This is a genomic window from Klebsiella sp. MPUS7 (genome assembly GCF_009905335.1).
GTDB lineage: Bacteria > Pseudomonadota > Gammaproteobacteria > Enterobacterales > Enterobacteriaceae > Klebsiella > Klebsiella grimontii.
Genome location: NZ_CP047604.1, coordinates 223162 through 244800, shown reverse-complemented (window position 1 = coordinate 244800; position 21639 = coordinate 223162). Strand labels below are relative to the sequence as shown.

Genomic DNA, 21639 nt, shown 5'->3' with positions numbered 1-21639 from the left:
TCACCCTTCAGGGATGGAAGTAAAGAAACTGAACGTCAGAGACCGAAAACAGCCGCTCGCGCTGTAAAACCACATGCGCCGCGCCGCCCTGTCCCTGTAGCCAGCGGGAATAAAGCCCCTCGAGTATGGCACAAAACGCATTACACCAGCGTACGCGGCGCGCTTCATCGCGGCTCACCGGCAGCGCCTGATGGCGTAACCGCAGGCCATCATCGCTCACCTCAACGCTCACCAGTCCCCACTGAAAGCGGCTGAGCTGCGCATTAATATGGGCTTCCAGCTCACCGATCGTCTCCGACTCCGGCAGCGGATGCTCATCGGCCAGCGCCTCGCCCATTTGCCGCAGAAAGGGCTGACTCTCCAGTTCGCCCGCGTTGTTGACCATGCCATCAACCATAATCAGCAGCAGATCGAACCACCCGGCAGGCGTTTGCTGCTGCTGAAACCAGGCCGTCACCAGCGCATTATTATTGTCCGTCATGATCAGCGATCTCCCAGCATGTAGCGGATATAAAGGCCGGCGGTGCTCTCGTTATAATCGCCAAAGGTGTCATAGCCCACCTGGCCGCCGAGCGTCATCTGTTTATTCACTTTGTAATCCGCACCGGCGCGCAGCGTATAGCCGATGCCGCTCTTCGACGTGGCTGAATAGTACGCCTCTTTGGCAAAACCGTTGCTCACAGCGGTCTCGAGCGTCTGCTGCCACTCGGCGTTGGTCGGGAAATAGGCGCTCTTATCCTGACTGTACGATTGATACCCCACCGAACCGCCAAGCTTCATCGTCCAGTTATCATATTTCTCCGTCAGGCTGACCGGCAGCGACACGCTAACGTAGTTCTGCGGGCTGAAGTAACCCCCTTGCCCGTAGGTGAAGTAGCTGAGGTTTTTCGAGTAATCCATGTAGCTCATACTCAACCCGGTCTGCAGCTGACGATACTCATCGTGGTATGGCCGCAGATAAACCCCGGCGTTGGCGTTAATGCTGGTGTTGCTGGCGACGTTTTGTCCCAGGTAGCTATAGCCCCCGCCGCCGACGTAGAAACCGGCGTCGCCGTCGTCATAGCTTAGCTGCAGGGTACCGCCGTTTTTAGTCACCTGTCCCCAGGTCTTGCCGGAGTAGGAATCCTTCAGCCCCACCCAGGAGAGCAGGCTATCGGTCAGCGAACGACGCTCGCCGGTAAAAATCAGCGACAGGTAGTTGGTCAGCTTCGGCGACCACTTCACGCCGCCCACCACGGTATTCAGATCCTGACCCAGCGGCGTGCTGCCGATATCGACGCGATAATCGTCGCCGCTCAGCGCCAGCGCCAGCTCCACGCCGTTGGCTTTCTGCGAATCGGTTGAGCCGCTGGCCTGATCAACGTTAGGTTTCAGATTTGAAGAAGCCAGATAGCTGGCGACCTGCCCGGAGTCATAGGTGCCGAGCTTCGCCAGATTCTCCATGCCGCTGCTGGTGGTGGCGTTAAAGTTTGAAGCATTCAGCGTGCCGAGACCGCTCAATGTCTCCGCCCCCGGATTGTTGGCAAAGTACGTCGTGCGCTCGGTAGGGGTCATCGCCGCAATTGCCGCCTGCTCGCTGGTGGCGGTGGAGATCATATTGGAGACCGCGTTTGATAGCGGATTCGCGCCATAGCGCCGCCAGGCGTCGCCGGTTGCCGTCCCTGCGTTCAACGTAATTGGCGTCACGGTAAAGTCGAAACGCGAATCACCGAACGGCGAGGAGGACCAGGTCAGGGGGGTTTTAATTTCGGTCAGCTTGCTGGTGCCGGATTCACCATCGCGGCCGCGAACCTCCATGCCCCCCTGCAGCCAGGTGCCGGTTTTTTCCTGTAAGGTCTCCATCATGGTGTCCACCTGGCGCAGCATTCGGGTCTGCGCGGTTTCGACCGGCAGATCGGTGCGCTGGATCCCCGGCAGCGTGCTGCCATCGCCCGTCGATACCTGAGAAACCTGCCACGGCATATATTGCCCATAGGTGGAAGCGGTACGCGTCGCCGCCGGCGTACGCGAGACGCCGACAAACGGATTATCCGCCGCCAGCACGCCGCCCACGGTCGGCGTTTGCGTGCCGTTGCTGCTCTGTAACCCCAGCAGCCTTCCGCGAGCGCTGCGCAGATAGGTCATCGCCTGCTGATGATGCCCCTGCGATTCGGCAACGCGCGCCAGCAGCAGCAAACGGTCCGGCGAATTATCCGGCCGCAGCCCGCCTGCCAGCTGCGCCGCCCGGTCGTTATCGCCCGCCGACAGCGCGACATCAATAGCTCCGCTGCGCGCGTCCTGGGTCGGCGTATCGCGGGTCATCAGGTAGTCATAGACGACCCCGGCCTCTTTATTCATTTTGCCGCTCTGATAGAGACGCGCCATGGCGAACATCAGGTCGGTATTTTGCGGGTCGCTTTGCATCGCGCCCATCAGCTTGTCATACGCCGCCGCGTAGTTGCCCTGCTCGCGCAGGTGGTCCGCTTCGTTAATCACATAGCCGTTGCGGATACTGGCCAGCTGCGTCGGCGTACTGCTCGCCTGCAGCTGCGGGTTGGTGAGCAGCCTCTGCGCTTCGTTAGTCAGGCCTGCCTGGTTAAGCACCGTCACCTGGTCTGCGTAATCCCCGGCATTGCCCGAGATACCGCCGTTAATACTGTTGCGCACCAGCGATACCGCGGTGGTCACATCGCCGCTCTGGGCCAGCAGGCGCGCCAGTTTACCCACATCCGCCGGGGCTTTTGGCGGCGTCGCGGCCATCGCCCTTAGCGTATTGGAAGCCGCGACGGTATTCCCCTGCGCCAGATAGTCCTGCGCCGTCGCCAGCTGCAGGTTGTAGTTCACCCGCTGATGTAAATCGCGCATCTGGCTGGTCTGGCTGGCGGGAGGAATTCTCGCCAGCAGCGTTTGCGCCTGCTGCCAGCCGCCGTTCTCGCTGGCGAAAAGGGCCGCGGCGTATAAGGAGTTACTGCTGGCGCCGGGACGATACGCGGCGCCCATGATCGCGTTCGCCTCGCCGTCGTTACCGGACTTTTGCAGCAGTCGGGCCAGATCGAGGCGCATCCACGCATCGTCCGGATAACGAGAAATGCCCTGGCGCAGCGTGGCGATTGCCCCGGTCACGTTTCCGCCGCTGGCCTGCTCCTGCGCCTGCCGACGCAGCGAGTCTCCGGGCGTCCCGGTGACCACGCGCGGCTGCAGTTTTTGCTGCAGGCTTTCCGGCAGCGTTCGCAGCATCGCCTGGGCTTCCGCGGTTTTATTCTGTTCACGCAAAACGTAATAGAGATTCTCCCGGGCGGGGCCATTTTGCGGCTGGTCGTTAAGCAGCGCCCGCAGCGTTTGTTCGGCCTGGGGCAGATCTTTGTTGTGCCGCAGAACGTCGGCGCGGAACAGTTTCGCCGCCGAGCCCTGGGCCCCGCTCTGCTGCGCCAGCGGCGCGGAGAGCGCCAGCGCCTGGCTAATATTGCCTTGCTTCCAGGCCTGCTGCGCCTGCGCGAGCTGGCCGTAAAACAGCGCATCCGCCGCCTGCTGGCGCCGGGTTTCAGAACTCTCGCCGCCGAGATCCGCCGCCCGGCTCAAATATTGAGAGGCCGCCTGAAAATCGCCGCTGCGCTGGGCGATATAGCCCATCCCGGCAAGCGCGTCAGCGTCCTGCGGATTGGTTTGCAGGACCTGTTCAAACTGCTGCTTCGCCGCGGCGGTATTGCCGCTGTTCAGGTCAGAGTAGCCCTGACCGCGCGCCTGGCCGCTGCGCCGTTCACGGAAGTAGTTTTGCACTTCGCTATCCTGCGGGTGGCGCTGCATCCAGGTATCGTAAAACGGTTCATCCCCCGGCTGCGGCCCCATCCACAGCAGCGCCTGGCGCAGCCCGGCATCGGCCTCTTTGCTGCCGCTGGCCATCGGCTCCAGCATAGCGATCCCTTCCCGCCGGGTCTCTTCGCGCCAGGTCAGCGCCTTACCCAGGGCTACGCGCGGCCCGTTCTCTTGCGGATGCTGAGCGACATACTGACGCAGTTCGCTCACCGCCTGCGAATAGAGCGACTTGTCGCTGGCCATCGTCATGTAGTATTCCGCCGCCAGACCGGAAGGCGGAACGTTACCGTTAAACATACTCCGCCAGGTCGCCAGCGCGGCGGGCACGTTGCCGCTGCGCGCCTGCTGTCTTGCCAGGTTTAGCTGTCCCTGGGGGACCTGGGCCATTTTTTTGGCGCTATCCAGATCCTGCAAGCCGGGACTGTTGGGCGCCGCTTTCTCCAGCCGCGCCCGCCACTGGGCCGCGGCCTGCAGGTTGCCCCCCTGCTGCGCCCACAGCGCCATCAGGTACAGCGCCTGAGCGTTATTGGCATCCACCGATAACACTTTTTGCAGCGATTCCATCGCCAGCTCATCGTGGGATTTTTCATGCCAGTAGTTGGCCTGGGCAAAAAGCGCCTGTAGCGCCGCATCGTTACCCGCCGCCTGCGCCTCGCCAAACGCGCCCAGCGTCAGCGCGCCGGACAGGCACAGCGTGGAAAATTGACGGGCCGCCTTATTATTCATTCTGCTGACTCTTTTCATTGGCTCTCTCCCGACTCCAGGCGCTTACGGGCATGACGTTTAAACATGGCGGTCAGCGCCAGTCCCAGAATCGATGTGGCGATTAACCCCAGCACCGCCAGCAGTCCGGAGTGCTGGTTGGCGTACCAAACCGCCATCATGTACCACGGCATCTGGCCGCTGGGGAACGGCGTACTGACCTGGAAACTACGCACGCCGTTATCGCTGGTAATCACCGCCGTATCGCCGCGAATACCGGCATTGATGCGCGGTGAATTAAGGTCGTCTTCGAGTTTCGCCAGCTGATCGTCGCTGCTGGCCATCGCCACCACCACCACTCGCTGCGGATTCCACGGCGAGCGATAGCTGATAAACCCTCGCCAGGCGCTGCTGGAGGAGAAATAGCGATCGGCATCCACGCCGTCGGAGGCCCAGTCGCCGCTCAGCCGGCGCTGAATTTTCGCCCATAGCGCCGGTTCACGCACGCTCAGCAGGTTTTCGACCGGATTATAGGGAGAGTCGGCCAGCAGGCGCTGGTTAAACACTTTTTGGTCAAGCGCGCTCACCGCCAGCACATCGCGATCGCGCAGGAAAGGCGAATTGGCGGCGTCGTCAGGAACGCCCAGCATCACGCGGTTATTGGCCAGCGCTTTGCCGGTCGAGTTCCCCGAGCGGGCGGCCAGATTCAGCATCATCGCGACCTGGGTTTCCGAAGGCCGCTCCGGCAGCAGCAGCGTGGTTTGCGAGTAATCCGCTAGCCGGGAGAACGGGAACGACGCGCCGACAAAGTAGGAGAGATTCGGCAACAGCGAGAAGTGCCGCGTGCCGCTCAAATCGATCCACGAGTCGTCGGTAATGCGGCTCTTGATCGTGCTGTTCAGCAGCACTGAACAGGGAGCGCTATCCTTCGGCACCAGATTAAAATAGAGCGACAGCTGGTTATCGCCGTAAATCAGATACGGCGCCAGCGGGATCGTAAAACGCTCCTGACGCGCATCGCCGCCCAGGTGACGCCAGAGCTTCTCCAGCGGCCCCTGTTTGTTCATCGGCAGGTTGTTGAGGAAGGTGTTGTTGAGCGTCACGCTCAGCAGCGACTTGTCCTCGTTAATCCAGCTCTCCGACGGGAAACGATAGCCAATCTGCAACGGAATGGTTTCGCCATCCCACAGATAGAGATCCGGCGCGGCGCGGAAGGCGACGCGCAGCGGCTCATGCCACACGCCGCTGACGGTCATACTTTGATCCTGGCGGATCAGCTCGCTGATTTTTACCGGCCGATCGGTGGCGATCCAGCGCGGGGCATCGTACGGCTTGCCGACGGGAATCGCCTGCGGATCAACCTCCATACTGGCCGTCTGCAGGGCGAAATCACCGCGGGTCAGGCGCCAGGCGGCCATCCGCAGCGCGGCGTCATTCTGCCCGACGATCAGCAGCAGCTTATAGGCCGGGTTGCCGGGATTCTCAACGATCCGCAGCAGCGGCTTGTCGGTTTGCGGCAGCGTCAGGCCGCCCACCCGATCGCCGGGGTGGCCGATGATAATGCCGTGCTTCTCGGGCAGGCGATCGCGCAGCGCGTCAAAGGCGATACCGCGATAATCGGCCTGAATACCCAGCCACGACGACACCAGCGCCGCAGCGCTAAAGATGTCCGCCGTCGATTTCTCCGGATAAGCGATAGCGATATCCGCCGGCGTCATCTGCATACTGTCGAAAAATGGCCGCGGGAAGTGGCTTAAATCGTTGCTGATATTGAGCTGCTGGCTCTCCCAGCTAAAGTGCGAGGCGGGCAAAATAGTCACCCGCGAGGTGTCGTGAATATCGAGCCGGCACTGCATCGCATCGCCGTCGTTAATCTTAAAGCTCAGGTTGTTGCTGGAGACCATCAGCGCCGCCGGAATATCCAGCTGATAGTGCGAGATCTCCTCGCCGTCCGCGCCCAGCGGCAGCGTGCCGAGCGGCTGGCCGTTGAGCATTAACTGCAGCGTGGCGTTGCGGGCCGCCATCTCCGGCGAGACCTTAACCTCCAGCATCAGCTGGGCGTGGGTCACCACCTGATCGGAGGGCAGCGTAAAGCTGGCGCCGCCCTGGTTTTGTCCGCCGCTAAGGATGATACCGTCCGGCATACCCATCTGCGTCAGGTTCAGATTACCGCCGACAATCGGCGTTAGCGGTACCGTATCAGGAATGCCGGCTGCGACCGACGGCGGCATCGCGGGCAGCGAAGCCGGCTGATCGACGTTTGCCGGCGCGGGCTCCGTTGCGGCGGGCGAATTCGCCTCGGCCGCCGATGCGCCGTCGGCTTCCGCCCCGGATAGCGGAAAGTTAAGCTGCGGCAATGCGTCAGCGGGCGTTTCCTCGCTATGCAGCGTCGGCGCAGAGAGCATCCCGGCCAGCAGCGCAAGCGTCGTTAAGCGTTTCATAAGCTACCATCCTCCTGCGCGGGATTGGCCGCAGGCGGCTGGCGACGCTGGCTGCGGCGCGTTTTCCACGTCAGCCAGAACAGTTCAAACACGCAGCGCAAAATGGTGGCAAAAGAGCGGAACGGGTTATCCTGCGGACGCGGCGGGTTAATCCACGCATCGGCGCGAGCCAGCACCACGCGCACCAGTTCGCGGCGGCGGGAAAGCTGAATATTTTCATCAAATTGCAGGCGGATAAAGCGCTCGTCGGCGGTGATCTGGCGTACCGGAATCGAGATCGCCCCGGACTGGAGGATCAGCTCAATCTCTTCAATTTCATCCTGCAGGTGACGGTTATCCGGCGCGCTAACGCGACAGCCGCCCATTGACAGGTCCGCGGTGTGGCTGCGGGAGACAATGCCGCTGGCGTAGTGGATAAGCACCGGGATATCGACGTCAATACGAATCGTTTTTCGCACCTGACGGGTTTCGCGCGCCACCGCAATCGCGGCCAGCAGGAAGATCAGGCTATAAATCCCCCAACCGACGTTCAGCGCGATAACGTTCGGGTCTGAGCCAAAGTAGTCATGGCCGATGGCGCGGACAATACCGAATATCACGCCCAGGCCCAGCAGACAGGCAACGACCAGGTGCGGCCTGACGACGGTAAAGTCGAAGTAGCCCACGTCCAGCAGGCCGCCTTTATCGGTCACGTTGAATTTCCCGCGTTTGGGGAAAATCATCGTCACCAGCGTCGGCAGCACCAGGTGGAACGCCAGCACGATATCGTAGATTTCCCCCCAGAAGCTGTAGCGATAGCGACCGTTCATGCGCGAGCCGACATAGATCGCGAGGAACAGATGCGGCAGCGCGTAAGAGACGATCAGGCTGGCCGAGGAGTAGATAATATTGAGGTTAAATAGCAGGTAGGCCAGCGGCGCGGTGACAAAGACCACGCGCGGCAGGGCGAACTGGTAGTACAGCATGGCGCTGAGGTAGCACAGGCGCTGCTGAAAGGTCAGCCCGCGGCCCAGCAGCGGGTTATCCAGACGGAAAATTTGCGTCATCCCGCGCGCCCAGCGGGTACGCTGAATGACGTGCACCACCAGGCGTTCGGTAGCTAAACCCGCCGCCAGAGGGATATCGAGGAATGCCGACTTCCAGCCCAGACGCTGGAACTTCAGCGCAGTATGGGCATCTTCGGTCACGGTCTCAACCGCAAAGCCGCCGATCTGCTCCAGCGCGGCGCGGCGAATGACGGCGCAGGAGCCGCAGAAGAAGGTCGCGTTCCAGTTGTCGTTCCCCTGCTGAATCGGGCCATAAAACAGCATCCCTTCGTTAGGAATATTGCGGCCAACGGAGAGGTTGCGCTCAAAGGGATCCGGCGAGTAGAAATAATGCGGCGTCTGCACCAGCGCCAGCATCGGGTCGTTGAGGAATCCGCCCACCGTCGCCTGCAGGAAGACGCGGGTTGCCACGTGGTCGCAGTCAAACACGCAGATAAGCTCGCCGTGGGTCAGCGTCATCGCGTGGTTGAGGTTGCCCGCCTTGGCGTGTTTGTTGTCGTTACGGGTGATATACCCAACCCCAACGTCGGCGGCGAAGACCGCAAATTCATTGCGCTTCCCGTCATCCAGTAAATAGATTTTTAATTTATCTTTTGGGTAATCAATGCATTGCGCAGCGAGCACGGTATCACGCACCACTTCAAGCGGTTCGTTATAGCTGGGAATATAGATATCGACCGTCGGCCACTTGCTCATATCATCCGGCAGCGGCACGATTTCACGCTTTAGCGGCCAGACCGTTTGCAGGTAGTTAAGCAGCAGCATCACCCAGATATAGACTTCCGCCAGAAACAGCCCCATCCCCAGAATCGCTTCGATGGTGGAGTTAAAATGCAGGGTCTGCGTCAGACGGAAATACATATAACGGGTCGACATCAGCAGCGATGTCACCACCATGATGACGGAAACGCTGCGATTTTTACTGAATCCCATCAGGAAAAGAATACCGATGCTCAGCAGGCCAAAAATATACTGCTTTTGGCTGTCCATCGGGGTGATCACCACCAGCACGGCAATCGGCGAAAGCACCAGTACCAGCAACCAGAAAAGCGTCTTTTTCATTCAGCAGCCCTGCAATTAAATTAAAGCCCTGACCTGCGAGGCTGGCTATGCACCTTGCCGTCACCAATATTGATACCCAACAGCGCAGAAATTTTTTTGGCAATAATTTCAATATCAAAGGCGGCTGCGGAGGATGAATTAAAGTCAAGGATCGACTTCTGGGAAGCATTCGCTTCCACCACGCTTTCATCACGATGGATGATGCCCAGCAGACGATCGCCCAGCTTTTCTTCCATCAACGCCGTGACATCGCGACTCACCTGGCGACGGTTATCGCTCTGGTTAATCACAAAATAGTGTCCGTGTTTATGGTTGAGCTCACCCCCGGTCAACCGCTGATTGTCGACGTGCGACAGCACGGACATTGAAGCGGTATCCGCCAGCAGCGGTACCAGATGCAGGTCGGCAAGCGAAGTGAGCGCCTTCAGCGCGGGCGAAGGGCCCGGCGGCAGGTCGGCGATGGTAATCAGCCCCGGATAGTTGAGTAATGCCGCCAGGCCGCGCGTCAGGAAATGCTCGTCGTGGGTCAAACGTTCATCAAAGGACTGCCGCTGGGCTTCACTCACGTCGCCGTAGGGCAAGACGAAAATATTGCTGCCGGCGCTTAATACGCACTGGCTCCAGTCATGGAGCTCCAGCGCTTTCGCGACATAGCCGCGCTCATCGCTAAGCGGGACGCCAAAATGCAGGCGCAGGGCGTTCTGCACATCAAAATCGAGGGCCAGAACTTTGCTGCCTGCGCGGGCCAGCGCCCAGGCCAGATTTGCCGCCAGGGTCGTCTTTCCTACGCCGCCTTTCGGTGAACACACGCAGATCAACGGCATGTCGCGATCCTCTCCAGGAGTGATTTCAGTGACTGATCTTTATCTTTTGCTACCGGCTCTGCGGTTTTTGTCGCAAAGAGATGGGCAAACCCTTCCGCCGTCGGCGCTATCGCCGGACGAGGCCTGGCCGGAGGGACAGGTATCGGCTGAGCAGCAGGTGGAGAAACCGGCGCCGCGGGCACTACGGCCATCCTGTCCGTCACGGGAACAGGCTGCGGCGCGGAAGGCGGGATACTCAACGCTGGCGCCGGCGCAGATGGCGCAGGGGCGGTTTGAACGACAGCGCGCTCCACCTGATGAAACATATCGGCAGGAACCCGCTGCGGCACAGGTAGGGAGACCGATCCCCCCATTGCCAAAGAAGACTCTTCCTCCGCGGGAATAAGTTGATTGAGAATAACCCAATCCCCTTTTTCACCGGCGGCGGCTTCTGATGAGAGGTCCTTGAATTTTAGACTGTGTGTCCGCGTCTTTTCCTTGAAGCGCTGCAAATCATCATAATGGTTCATAGATAACCTCATGATTTAAATACATCATATTTAATCTGTTTTAATTGTCATTCTACGCCGCTAAAGCATAGTTTAATTTGTTGTTTTTTGGGCATTTACCCGGCGTTACGACCGTCACAATACGCTAACTTTAGTCGCGATTTGATTATTTGGATAAGTCAGGTTGGTGTAATTCCATAGGGATAGTGCGGCTACACTAACAGCTCTTTTTCAAAATGATAGCCCCATTTTTTGGGCGGCGACGCCGTCATTCCCCCCGCAGCCTGCCAGGCTATTCGCAGAGAGTAGTTTTTTATACTGCCTTAATTTTAAAAAACGGCGTAATACACGCCAGCCGACGGCTAAAGAGAATACATTTTAATATTTTTTAAGGCGTTTAGAAATCACTCCCCGCGCTTAATTAAAATAATAAATAATGTTCCGCCGTAAAATAAATAGCTCAGGATGTTATCTAAAAACCAGGAATATAAAGCGTTGACCGAACAACAAAGAACAGTTTTGTGAATCACTCTTGCCGCTTATGCGCAACCAGAAAAGTAATAATGATGATAAAATAAAATATATTCATGGAGTTAGCTTAACTTTCAGCGATAACATTTCCTCTGGCGTACGGCAGCGTCATTGTTCGTTGTAGATTGTTCCATCGGCGCTGAATAATGGCTAAAAAAAAGCCGATGCGCAGGCTTCGGCTTTGGTTATCAGCGGTGTCAATCAGCTCAGCGGCTTCTCGCCGTTTTGATCTTCATCGACGGCAAAACAGGCCACCAGCTGGCCGCCGTAATCCTTCAGCTGCGGCTGAAGCTGGGTGCATGGGCCAAAACGGCGACGACAGCGGGCGTTAAACGCGCAGCCCGGCGGCGGATTCAGCGGGCTCGGCAGTTCGCCGGTCAGCTTGATGCGCTCGCGGCGGTCATCCGGGTTCAGGCGCGGCGTAGCCGACAGCAGCGCCTGAGTGTACGGATGCTGCGGGTTGTTGAAGATTTGATCCTTCGACCCTTTTTCCACACAGCGGCCTAAGTACATCACCATCACTTCATCCGCGATGTGCTCCACGACCGACAGATCGTGGGAGATAAAGACGTAAGAAAGCCCCAGATCCTGCTGCAGATCCATCATCAGGTTCAGCACCTGCGCGCGCACCGAAACGTCCAGCGCGGAGACCGGTTCGTCGGCGATCACCACGTCCGGGTCAAGCATCAGACCGCGGGCGATGGCGATACGCTGACGCTGGCCGCCGGAGAACATATGCGGATAGCGGTCGTAGTGTTCCGTTTTCAGGCCCACTTTGGCCATCATCGCCAGCGCTTTCTCCCGGCGCTGCTCCTTACTTAAGCTGGTGTTGATCTGCAGCGGCTCTTCCAGAATCTGCCCCACCTTTTTACGCGGGTTCAGCGAACCGTAGGGGTTCTGGAACACAATCTGGATTTTCTGCCGGCGCAGCTTCTGCGCCTGCGGATCGTGCTTAAGCAGATCCTGTCCCTGATAATAGAGCTCGCCGCCGGTAGGAATTTCAATCATCGTCAGCAGACGGCCGAGCGTCGATTTACCGCAGCCGGACTCCCCCACGACCGCCAGCGTTTTACCGCGTTCAAGGGTAAACGAGACGCCGTCCAGCGCTTTGACCAGGCGTTCCGGCGCAAATAGCCCCTTCTTCACCGGATAGTATTTCTTCAGATCGGTGGCCAGCAACAGAGGCTGTTGCGTGGTGGCCTCATGCGTACTCATAGCCCTGGCCTCCCGGCATCATCAAGTGGGTAATGACATTTTGACTGACGACCGCCGTTAAGCAGGTTCAGTTCAGGTTCTTCACTGCGGCATTTGTCCGTTGCATACGGGCAGCGCGGGTTGAGCAGGCAGCCGCTCGGACGGTCATATTTACCCGGCACCACGCCCGGCAGCGAGGCGAGGCGAGCTTTATCCTGAGCGAACTCCGGCAGCGCGCGCAGCAGCGCCTGCGTATAGGGGTGGCGCGGGGCGCGGAAGATATCCTTCGCATCGCCGGTTTCCACTACCTGGCCGGCGTACATGACGATGATTTTGTGCGCCGCTTCGGCCACCAGCGCCAGATCGTGGGTAATCAGGATCAGCGCCATATTCTCTTTCTGCTGCAGCTCCAGAAGCAGCTCGATGATCTGCGCCTGAATGGTGACATCCAGCGCCGTCGTGGGTTCATCGGCAATGAGCAGCTTTGGCCGACAGGCAATCGCCATCGCGATCATCACGCGCTGGCTCATGCCGCCGGAAAGCTGGTGCGGATAGACATCGAGACGTGAAGCCGGGTCGGGGATCCCCACCAGCGTCAGCAGGTCAATCGCCCGCTGAATACGCGTTTTCTTATTACCGCCCTGATGGACCTTGATGGCTTCCATAATCTGGTAGCCGACGGTATAGCACGGATTCAGACTGGTCATCGGGTCCTGGAAGATCATCGCCACTTCCGCGCCCACCAGCTGGCGACGCTCTTTTTCGGAAATGCGCTTCAGGTCGCGACCGTTAAACTCCAGCTTTTCCGCCATCACCCGGCCGGGATAGTCAATCAGCCCCATAATCGCCAGCGAACTGACCGATTTGCCCGAGCCGGACTCGCCGACGATACCGACCACTTCGCCCTGGTTTACGCTGTAGCTTACGCGGTCTACGGCGCGGAACGGCGTCCCTTCGTCGCCGAAGTGCACCGAGAGTTTATCTACATTTAATAACGCCATCTCGAACCTCTTACTGCTTCAGTTTGGGATCGAGCGCGTCACGCAGACCGTCACCCATCAGGTTAAATGCCAGCACCGTCAGCAGGATAGCGACACCCGGAAAGGTGACGACCCACCAGGCGCTCTGCGCGAACTGCAACACGTCGGAGAGCATCGTGCCCCACTCCGGTGTCGGCGGCTGCGCACCCATGCCAAGGAAGCCAAGAGCGGCCATATCGAGAATGGCGTTAGAGAAGCCCAGCGACGCCTGAACAATCAGCGGCGCAAGGCAGTTGGGAAGAATGTTGATGAACATCTGACGCATCGCCCCCGCGCCCGCCACCCGAGAAGCGGTCACGTAGTCGCGGTTGACTTCCACCAGCACCGCGGCGCGGGTCAGACGCACGTAGTGCGGCAGGGCGACAAAGGTTAGCGCCAGCGAGGCGTTGACGATGGATGGGCCGAAGATGGCCACCAGCACCAGCGCCAGCAGCAGGCTCGGCAGGGCCAGCATAATATCGACAACGCGCATAATGACCGAGTCAACCACGCCGCCAAAATAGCCAGCAATCAGGCCGAGCACCACGCCGAGGATCAGCGACAGCACCACCACCAGACAGCCAACCAGCAGCGACAGGCGCGCGCCGTACATCAGGCGCGACAGGATATCGCGACCGACGTCATCGGTGCCGAGCAGGTGGGTTACGCTGCCGCCTTCCTGCCAGAACGGCGGGGCCAGCAGCGCATCGCGGAACTGATCCGCCGGGTTATAGGGCGCGATGAAGTTGGCGAAGACGGCGATGATAATCATCACCGCGACGTAGGCCAGCCCCACGACGGCGCCTTTGTTGCGTTTAAAATAGTGCCAGAACTCCTGCAAAGGGGTCATTGGCACCGGTGCGGCGACAACTTTATTTTCAGTAACTTGTGACATGATGGCCCCTTACTTCTTATGCCGGATACGCGGGTTCACCACGCCGTACAACAGGTCGACCAGCAGGTTGACGAGAATAATCATCGTCGCCACCAGCAGCACCCCGCCCTGCACCACCGGATAGTCGCGGCGCTGCAGCGCATCAATCAGCCAGCGGCCAAGGCCCGGCCAGGAGAAGATGGTTTCGGTCAGGATAGCCCCCGCCAGCAGCGTACCGACCTGCAGGCCGATAACCGTGACCACCGGCAGCATCGCGTTGCGTAAAGCATGAACGACGATCACCCGCATTCGCGTCAGGCCTTTCGCGCGCGCGGTACGGATATAATCCTCGCCCAGCACTTCCAGCATCGACGAACGGGTCATACGCACGATCACCGCCAGGGGAATCGTCCCCAGCACCACGGCGGGCAGGATCATATGCATCACCGCATCAATAAAGTCGCCCGGCTCGCCCCAAATCGCGGTATCGATCAGCATAAATCCGGTCAGCGGCAGGGTATCGTCAAGGAAGACGGTATCGCTGATACGTCCGGAAACCGGCGTCAGGTTAAGCTGTACCGACACCAGCATGATCAGCATCATCCCCCACCAGAAGATAGGCATGGAATAGCCGGTCAGCGCGAGGCCTACGGAGGTGTGGTCGAAGATAGAGCCGCGTTTGACCGCCGCCAGCACACCCACCGGGATCCCGACGATGATGGCAAAAATCATCGCGCAGACGCCCAGCTCCATGGTGGCCTTAAAGCGCGGCACGAACTCTTCCCAGACGGGAATACGGCTTTTCAGCGAGATGCCCAAATCACCGTGCATCACGCCCCAAATATAGTTGACGTACTGCTGCCACATTGGCTTATCGAGGCCCATTTCGGCCAGCAGCTGCGCGTGACGTTCAGGGGAAATACCACGTTCGCCCGCCATAATCATCACCGGGTCGCCGGGGATCATATGAACGAAGGCGAAAGTGAGAAGGGTAATACCGATAAATGTTGGGATGACAAGTCCCAAACGTCGGAGAATGAACTGCAACATAACCCGGATTCTCTCTGGAGACGGCCCGCCTGGTGACAGGACGTCTGTATTGCTCACAAATGTCAATTCCCTCTCCCCAAGGCGGGGAGAGGGGAAACACGCTGTTATTATTCGATAGAGACGTTATCGAAGTGGTGTTTACCTAATGGATCGACCACGTAGCCTTTGACCTCTTTACGCACCGGCTCATAGACGGTGGAGTGAGCGACAATCAGCGCCGGAGCCTGATCGTGCATCACGACCTGAGCCTGTTTGTACAGCTCAATGCGTTTGTTGTGGTCATCGGTGGCGCGAGCCGGCTGAATCAGATCTTCAAACGGCTTGTAGCACCAGCGGGAGTAGTTAGAACCGTCTTTTGCCGCCGCGCAGCTGAACAGGGTGGCGAAGAAGTTATCCGGATCCCCATTGTCGCCGGTCCAGCCCATCATGACGGTCTGGTGTTCGCCCGCTTTCGCCCGCTTCAGGTATTCACCCCACTCGTAAGTGACGATCTTGGCCTGGACGCCAACTTTAGCCCAGTCAGCCTGAATCATCTCAGCCATACGGCGCGCGTTCGGGTTATACGGACGCTGTACCGGCATTGCCCACAGGTCGATGGTGAAGCCTTTTTCCAGACCGGCTTCTTTCAGCAGCGCTTTCGCTTTCTCTGGATCGTAAGTGTAATCTTTAATGTCGTCGTTATACCCCCACATGGTCGGCGGGATCAGGTTCTTCGCGGCCTGGCCTGCGCCCTGGTAAACGGCTTTGATAATCGCTTCTTTGTTTACCGCGTAGGTCAGCGCCTGGCGAACTTTGACATCATCCAGCGGCTTCTTCTCGGTATTGAAAGAGAGGTAGCCCACGTTCAGGCCCGGCTGCTCCAGCAGAGTGATGTTCTTGTCTTGCTTCATGCGCGCGATGTCTGCCGGGTTCGGGTACGGCATAATCTGGCATTCGTTTTTCTGCAGCTTAGCGTAGCGCACGGAAGCATCAGGGGTGATGGAGAAGACCAGGCGATCGATTTTCGGCTTGGCGCCCCAGTAGCCCGGGAAGGCTTTATAGAGAATACGGGAGTCTTTCTGGTACTGCAGCAGCTGGAACGGGCCGGTACCGATTGGGTTGAGGTCCACTTTCTCCGGCGTACCGGCTTTCAGCATGTTGTCGGCATACTCTTTTGACAGAATAGAGGCGAAGTCCATGGCGAGATCGGCAAGGAACGGCGATTCCGGACGGGTCAGCACGAACTGGACGGTATTATCGTCCACTTTCTTCACTTCGCTAATCAGGTCAGGTAACCCCATGCCTTCAAAGTATTCATAGCTGCCGCCAGACACTTTATGGTACGGGTTGTTGGTATTTTTTTGTCTGTCGAAAGAGAAGACAACGTCATCGGCGTTCAGCGTGCGAGTCGGTTTAAAATCTTTATTATCCTGCCACTTCACGTCTTTACGCAGATGGAAGGTATAGGTTTTCCCGTCTTCGCTAACTTCCCATTTCTCAGCCAGGCCCGGAATCACTTCCGTGGTGCCGGTTTTGAATTCTACCAGGCGGTTATAAATCGGCACTGAGCTGGCGTCATAGGTGGTACCAGAGGTGAAGAGCTGCGGGTTAAAGCCTTCCGGCGAACCTTCTGAACAATAAACCAGGGTCTTCGCTTGTACGCTTGCTGCAACGGTCATGGCAACCAGGCTCAGACCAAGCTTCAGCATCCCTGATTTTTTCAAGGAAATACTCATTATTCTGCTCCAAATGTGATGTTGTTTGCATATATCCGCCAGACCTTTATTTATGTTTTACCCGGTCCGGTCGGTGGTGCCCGAAGGCATTGAGAGAGATGGGGATTCCTTTCGCAAAAACGACTGAGTTGCAGTACGGATTCTCCATGAAATGCCCCTCATGCCCTACAATCTGTCAACAGAATGGGGAAACGTCAATACAGCCAACCTGGTTTTACATCCGGGGTGAGAATCGGCAGGCAAAGATTAAAAAAAGTGCAAAGCGCTATTTCCAGCAGAGAAATTTATGCTAGCGGCCAGTACGCAGAATAAACGCCTTAATATTTTCCGGCAGCCAGTGATAAGCAATTATGCCAAATGGTAAAAATTTCTTGCGATGTGACCAATATGTGAGCGATAAATAGCGTGAACGTTAAAACGCACAGCGGAAAATGCTGAAGTTATCCATAAGCTTCGCGAAAAAAGATCGGAGTATATATAAAAAAATACAATGGAAGATGTCACAAAACAGGGAATTGGCGGCAGGAAAGGGTAATGGGCGAGTTTTCTGACACTCTTAGGTAGAGCGCATTTTCCCGGAGGCGGTGCTGGGCACCTGTACCGGCGACAGACGCAAAAAAGCCTGCTCGTTGAGCAGGCTTTTTGAATTTGGTCGGTGATAGAGGATTCGAACCTCCGACCCCTTCGTCCCGAACGAAGTGCGCTACCAGGCTGCGCCAATCACCGAATGCGGGCGCATCTTACTGCTGCGATACACACCCGTCAATGCCTTATTATGAAAAATTCGCTCAAGCGGCGAGAAACTCGCCACTCTGCTACTCCTTCTTCGCCGCAGCGTCAGGAACGTGGCACCAGTTGTTATATTGGTTAATCCCGCCGTCCGGCGAGGTATAGCCAAGACAGCCCATAATGGTGTCATACAGCTCGACGTGACGACGCGGTACCTTCATTGCCGCCTGCTGTTTCAGGCGCGCAAAGGAGGCTGCGTGGTCAGGCGACTCCAGATACTTATCCGACATCCACACCAGCATCGGCACGCGAAACTGCTCCGGCGGCGCCATCTTGCGCGGCGTCCCGTGCAGGTGTTCGCGCTCGTTGATGGACTCGCCATGGTCGGCTGCATAGAAAACAATCGCCTTCTTATCCCGCAGCTGATCCAGCACGCTGACGATAAAGTGATCGACGTAGGTCACGCTGTTATCGTACGAGTTAATCAGCTCAGCCTTCGAGCATTTATTATCGACGCCAACGCACTCCGGCTTCCATTGGGCAAAGCTGCGCGGATAGCGCTGGGTATAGTTAAAGTGCGACCCTTTGGTATGCAGAATAATCAGGTGCTTACCACTGGGATTCTTCGCCAGCCCGCGCTTCATTTCATCTACCAGCAGCATGTCGTCAACGCTCTTGCCGCGGTTACTCGGCTCAGCGCCAATCTGCTCGCGATAGGCGATGTTGTTCGCCATCGTGTTGCTGTAGAACCACATCTCGCTCTGCATGGCGTACAGGTTGCCGCTAAAGCCAAGCTGGTGGAGGACGGCAAAGACGTTCTGTTCTTTCAGCGTCCGCTGCGGGTTATCATCCGCCCCGCCCTGACGAACGAACATACAGCGCAGCGACAGCTTAGTGGCGGTATCGCAGGAGTATCCGCGGAAAGCGACCAGGTTTTTCTCCTGCGCCAGCTTAGGCGTGGTATTGCGGTTATAGCCCAGGATGCCCATATGGTCCCAGCGGGTGGTTTCGCCGATGATAAACACCACGTAAGTATCATCCAGGCCTTGCGGCGCAACGTAGGTGAATTTTTTCGCCGGATTGATCAGGGATTTATTATCGGAAGACTCATCCACCTGCGCCCACGCGTAAAGCCCCAGCGCTGAGAGCCAGTTAGACGGCAGGTAGGAGTTAGCCACCACCCCGCCATAGCTTGGCAGATCGACTTCGGAACTGCGCTCGAAGTTCTTCTGGCGAACCTCCAGCAGACGAATTGGCCCCCAAACCATCAGGCCAGCCAGCAGCACGATAGTAATATTCTTCATCCGCTGGCCGGGCGTACGAATTTGACGCAGCAGCGTGAAGCGGCAGCGGTTGCTCCAGATAAGCACCAGCGGCAGCGCGCTCATCAACACCAGCCAGAGAATCAGGTGCCAGCCGATAACTTCTCTGGACAAGTCGATGTCAGTGGTCATCACCGAGGCAATAATCCCGTAGCCGATCACCACGTTCAGGAAGGTCATGTAATAGCTGGCGGCGGCGGAGAATAGTACGACGATGGTCGCGAGGATGCGCCAGACCCGGCGGCCAAACAGCGACAAAATACGCAGCAGAAAGAAGGTGACCAGAAAGGTCCCAATCAGCTCAACTGCACCTGAGAGTCCTTTCCAGATGGTAAACTCCTGAGCGTACCCTTCAAAGCGGCGGAAGAATACGGCAGCGTTCATAAACCAGCCGATGTACAGCGCCAGCCAGATACTGAGCTTCAGCTGCGTCATCGTTTTAATGTATTTCATGCAAAAAACCTGGAAAACGAAGAGATAAAACCGCCCGACTTAAGCGATATAAGTAAGCAGGTTAATAAAGTGCGTTTAGCTTGGTTATAAGAAACCTCTACAAAGCGCGATAAGTAGACCACAGCGGAAGGAAAAAGTATCAGGAGGGAATGTGATCCAACCAAACATTTACAAAACATTTGGTTGGATTGGCACTATTAGCTTAGGTAATTAATCATCGGGGCCGTGATAACGCCCGCTTTCAGGCATGAGCCTGGTGGTAAATTTCGCTTTTCGGCTGGCGAATCGTCGTCGAAAGCGCCAGGGAAAGAATCAGCAGCGCAAAGATGACGCAGAAGGTCACGTAGAAACCGCCGAACAGGGAAGCAATCAGCGAACCGCAGATGCTGCCGATACCGAAACCGAGATAAATCACGCCGTAGTTTTTCGCCAGGTTATTGAGGCCAAAGAACTCGCTGACCAGCGATGGGAAGACGGTAATCGTGCCGCCGAAGTTAAAGGCCACGCAGGCGATGGCGGCGAAGAAAGTCGTGGCGTTCAGCGGCGCGAACAGCAGCGCTGCCATACCGATAAGCGAAACGACCTGTCCGATGGTAATCACCCGGATGCGCGACATTTTATCCGACAGAATGCCCAGAACCAGACGGCCGCTCAGGTTAGCGATAGAAATCACCGTCACCGCGTTGGCTGCCGTCGCCACATCGAGATGCACCATCCCCTGGGCAATATCTTTCGCCACGCCAATCACGTACAGGCCGCTCATGCAGGCGGTCAGGAACATCACCGCCAGCATCCAGTACTGAGGTTTACGCATCGATTCGGCGAGGGTGAAGTCGTTTTCGACCACGCCATTGTTCGCGGAGGCGGTGTGGTTCGGCGCGTCTGTCATCAGCGTCGCGCCAAAAACGATCATCACCAGCACGATTGCGCCCCAGATAATAAAAGTTTTTTCCAGACCGACCGTCGCCAGCAGATGGGAATCAATAAACTTGAAACCCAGGCTGCCGAGCCCGTAAGCACCGATAGAGAAAGCAGAAATCAACCCCTTACGTTCCGGGAACCATTTGACGCAGTTCGACAGCGTCAGCAGATAGCCGGCGCCGTCGGCCAGCCCGACCAGAAGGCCCGCGCTCAGCCACAGCATCATCAGGCTGTTTGAATGCGCGGTCAGGAAGAATCCGAGGCCCAGCAGAACGCCGGACGCCATGGTGACGCGTTTGACGCCGAAACGTTCCTGTAATTTGCCCGCCACGGATGAGGAGAGCGCCAGGCCGAGGCTTAACAGGCCGAATGAGAACGCCACCTGGCTGACCGGTTCGTCCAGCTTGGCGGAAAGCGAACTATTGAACAAACTCCATGTATAAACCGATCCCAGCGCAAATTGCGTAATGATAGTGCCAAGCAGCGTAAGCCAGCGGGTGTATTGACGGTTTGCAGCGTTCATAGCAGTTGTCCTGAATAATTAACTGCCGCCACCATAACGAAGTCCCCTTTAAGGCTGGGGAAAAAAGGCATGAACTGCCGTCACCGCGGAATGAAATGCACTAAAGGCGGAATGAATGACAGTGAAAAATATTCACGCCTTAAATATTCATTGAAAAGTGAGTACCTGCTACCGCCGGAAGATGCGTCATTACTGTAATGATGAAGTAAATTAAACGTATCAAATATGCTACATATTCAGCCTAAATAATTCGAGTTGCTTCAAGCGCAGCCAATGCATCTGCCGCTTGAAGCATGACGAATAAATTAAAAATTGGCGCTCACGCCCATTAAGTAGAGATAATTTGCCCCAGTGGGCAGATTGTCCGCCTGCGACAGCGCCGCCCAGGCGGCAAGATGAGAGTTGAGCGACATATCGGCGCCAAAAGTCACGTCCCGCCAGGCACCGTCCTGCGCGCGATTCTGCCCGCCGGCATCAGCCGTAAATCCCTGGTTATAGCTCACCTGGGCCCACGGATGTACACCCCATAGCTTCTGATAATCTACCCGCCAGCCCAGCGTATTCACGTAGCCGGTTCCGGCCGCATTACGGGTAAACGGGGGGGACGTCAGGTCGGAATGTAAACTGGCTACCGGGCCGGAGGTCACGCCGTCGACCAAGGAGAAATTCCAGCCCACGCTCATGCCGCGAGCGCTGTCCGGCGGCGATACCGCCTGGTTAAACGCCAGCCCGGAAGGATCGTCGGACGCATTTATCCGCTCCGCGAGAATATCTTCATAGCGCGGTTGGTGATCGCTGTCCCATGTATAGCGTTCCGCAGTATTACTTTTTGTATCGATAGCGATATATTCCTGTTGCCAGGCATTCGCACCGGCAACACACGACGCCCAGACGGATACGTACGCCGGGACCAGGAATACCCGGAGGCCATTGCATTTCTTTATTATCATTAA

13 protein-coding genes, 1 tRNA gene and 1 pseudogene are annotated in these 21639 nt (G+C 57.5%); all 15 read right to left on the bottom strand.

Annotated features, from left to right (window positions below):
• Positions 1-7 precede the first annotated feature (7 nt).
• The 15 genes and pseudogenes from bcsD to GUC22_RS01065 all read right to left on the bottom strand — a co-directional run bounded on the left by bcsD (position 8) and on the right by GUC22_RS01065 (position 21636).
• Positions 8-484 carry a cellulose biosynthesis protein BcsD gene (gene bcsD, locus GUC22_RS01135; protein ID WP_024359766.1) on the bottom strand — a complete coding sequence of 159 codons (477 nt, stop codon included), beginning with the start codon at positions 482-484 and terminating at the stop codon, positions 8-10.
• The gene (locus tag GUC22_RS01130; protein ID WP_116944345.1) at positions 484-4536 is read right to left on the bottom strand and encodes a cellulose biosynthesis protein BcsC; all 4053 of its coding nucleotides are present in this window, start codon (positions 4534-4536) and stop codon (positions 484-486) included. The genes bcsD and GUC22_RS01130 overlap by 1 nt, the downstream gene beginning before the upstream one ends.
• Complete coding sequence (bcsB, locus tag GUC22_RS01125; RefSeq protein ID WP_024359764.1) at positions 4533-6935, bottom strand: cellulose biosynthesis cyclic di-GMP-binding regulatory protein BcsB; 2403 nt, start codon at positions 6933-6935, stop codon at positions 4533-4535. Before bcsB ends, GUC22_RS01130 begins: the two co-directional genes overlap by 4 nt.
• Positions 6932-9043: a UDP-forming cellulose synthase catalytic subunit gene (gene bcsA, locus GUC22_RS01120; RefSeq protein ID WP_004132651.1), complete on the bottom strand. Its 2112-nt coding sequence runs from the start codon at positions 9041-9043 to the stop codon at positions 6932-6934. The genes bcsB and bcsA overlap by 4 nt, the downstream gene beginning before the upstream one ends.
• 20 nt (positions 9044-9063) lie before the next feature.
• Positions 9064-9856: pseudogene (gene bcsQ / locus GUC22_RS01115) on the bottom strand (cellulose biosynthesis protein BcsQ).
• Position 9857: 1 nt separating this feature from the next.
• Entirely contained in the window at positions 9858-10376 is a 519-nt protein-coding gene (gene bcsO, locus GUC22_RS01110) for a cellulose biosynthesis protein BcsO (RefSeq protein WP_049130429.1), read from the bottom strand.
• 711 nt (positions 10377-11087) lie between these two features.
• Positions 11088-12101: a dipeptide ABC transporter ATP-binding subunit DppF gene (gene dppF, locus GUC22_RS01105; protein ID WP_024359761.1), complete on the bottom strand. Its 1014-nt coding sequence runs from the start codon at positions 12099-12101 to the stop codon at positions 11088-11090.
• Positions 12098-13081, bottom strand: a complete 984-nt coding sequence (gene dppD / locus GUC22_RS01100) for a dipeptide ABC transporter ATP-binding protein (RefSeq protein ID WP_004126385.1) — start codon at positions 13079-13081, stop codon at positions 12098-12100. The genes dppF and dppD overlap by 4 nt, the downstream gene beginning before the upstream one ends.
• A 10-nt stretch (positions 13082-13091) precedes the next feature.
• Complete coding sequence (gene dppC / locus GUC22_RS01095) at positions 13092-13994, bottom strand: dipeptide ABC transporter permease DppC (RefSeq protein WP_004126388.1); 903 nt, start codon at positions 13992-13994, stop codon at positions 13092-13094.
• A gap of 9 nt (positions 13995-14003) precedes the next feature.
• Positions 14004-15023: a dipeptide ABC transporter permease DppB gene (dppB, locus tag GUC22_RS01090; RefSeq protein ID WP_004126390.1), complete on the bottom strand. Its 1020-nt coding sequence runs from the start codon at positions 15021-15023 to the stop codon at positions 14004-14006.
• Between the two features lie 107 nt (positions 15024-15130).
• Positions 15131-16738, bottom strand: coding sequence for a dipeptide ABC transporter periplasmic-binding protein DppA (gene dppA / locus GUC22_RS01085; protein WP_024359760.1), 1608 nt, complete (start codon positions 16736-16738; stop codon positions 15131-15133).
• A 649-nt stretch (positions 16739-17387) separates the two neighbouring features.
• A tRNA-Pro gene (locus tag GUC22_RS01080) sits at positions 17388-17464 on the bottom strand.
• Between the two features lie 89 nt (positions 17465-17553).
• On the bottom strand, positions 17554-19242 hold the full coding sequence (eptB, locus tag GUC22_RS01075) for a kdo(2)-lipid A phosphoethanolamine 7''-transferase (protein WP_004137822.1): 1689 nt from the start codon (positions 19240-19242) through the stop codon (positions 17554-17556).
• A 241-nt stretch (positions 19243-19483) separates the two neighbouring features.
• The gene (locus tag GUC22_RS01070) at positions 19484-20686 is read right to left on the bottom strand and encodes an MFS transporter (protein WP_064343309.1); all 1203 of its coding nucleotides are present in this window, start codon (positions 20684-20686) and stop codon (positions 19484-19486) included.
• Between the two features lie 305 nt (positions 20687-20991).
• Entirely contained in the window at positions 20992-21636 is a 645-nt protein-coding gene (locus GUC22_RS01065) for a hypothetical protein (protein ID WP_049089310.1), read from the bottom strand.
• Positions 21637-21639: the final 3 nt, after the last annotated feature.

What these genes read in the sequence shown, in the direction of transcription:
- bcsO (WP_049130429.1), bottom strand. Translation starts at nt 10,376, where the DNA reads ATGAACCATTATGATGATTTGCAGCGCTTCAAGGAAAAGACGCGGACA.
- dppA (WP_024359760.1), bottom strand. Translation starts at nt 16,738, where the DNA reads ATGAGTATTTCCTTGAAAAAATCAGGGATGCTGAAGCTTGGTCTGAGC.
- bcsB (WP_024359764.1), bottom strand. Translation starts at nt 6,935, where the DNA reads ATGAAACGCTTAACGACGCTTGCGCTGCTGGCCGGGATGCTCTCTGCG.
- bcsA (WP_004132651.1), bottom strand. Translation starts at nt 9,043, where the DNA reads ATGAAAAAGACGCTTTTCTGGTTGCTGGTACTGGTGCTTTCGCCGATT.
- dppC (WP_004126388.1), bottom strand. Translation starts at nt 13,994, where the DNA reads ATGTCACAAGTTACTGAAAATAAAGTTGTCGCCGCACCGGTGCCAATG.
- GUC22_RS01070 (WP_064343309.1), bottom strand. Translation starts at nt 20,686, where the DNA reads ATGAACGCTGCAAACCGTCAATACACCCGCTGGCTTACGCTGCTTGGC.
- dppF (WP_024359761.1), bottom strand. Translation starts at nt 12,101, where the DNA reads ATGAGTACGCATGAGGCCACCACGCAACAGCCTCTGTTGCTGGCCACC.
- dppD (WP_004126385.1), bottom strand. Translation starts at nt 13,081, where the DNA reads ATGGCGTTATTAAATGTAGATAAACTCTCGGTGCACTTCGGCGACGAA.
- GUC22_RS01130 (WP_116944345.1), bottom strand. Translation starts at nt 4,536, where the DNA reads ATGAAAAGAGTCAGCAGAATGAATAATAAGGCGGCCCGTCAATTTTCC.
- dppB (WP_004126390.1), bottom strand. Translation starts at nt 15,023, where the DNA reads ATGTTGCAGTTCATTCTCCGACGTTTGGGACTTGTCATCCCAACATTT.
- GUC22_RS01065 (WP_049089310.1), bottom strand. Translation starts at nt 21,636, where the DNA reads ATGATAATAAAGAAATGCAATGGCCTCCGGGTATTCCTGGTCCCGGCG.
- eptB (WP_004137822.1), bottom strand. Translation starts at nt 19,242, where the DNA reads ATGAAATACATTAAAACGATGACGCAGCTGAAGCTCAGTATCTGGCTG.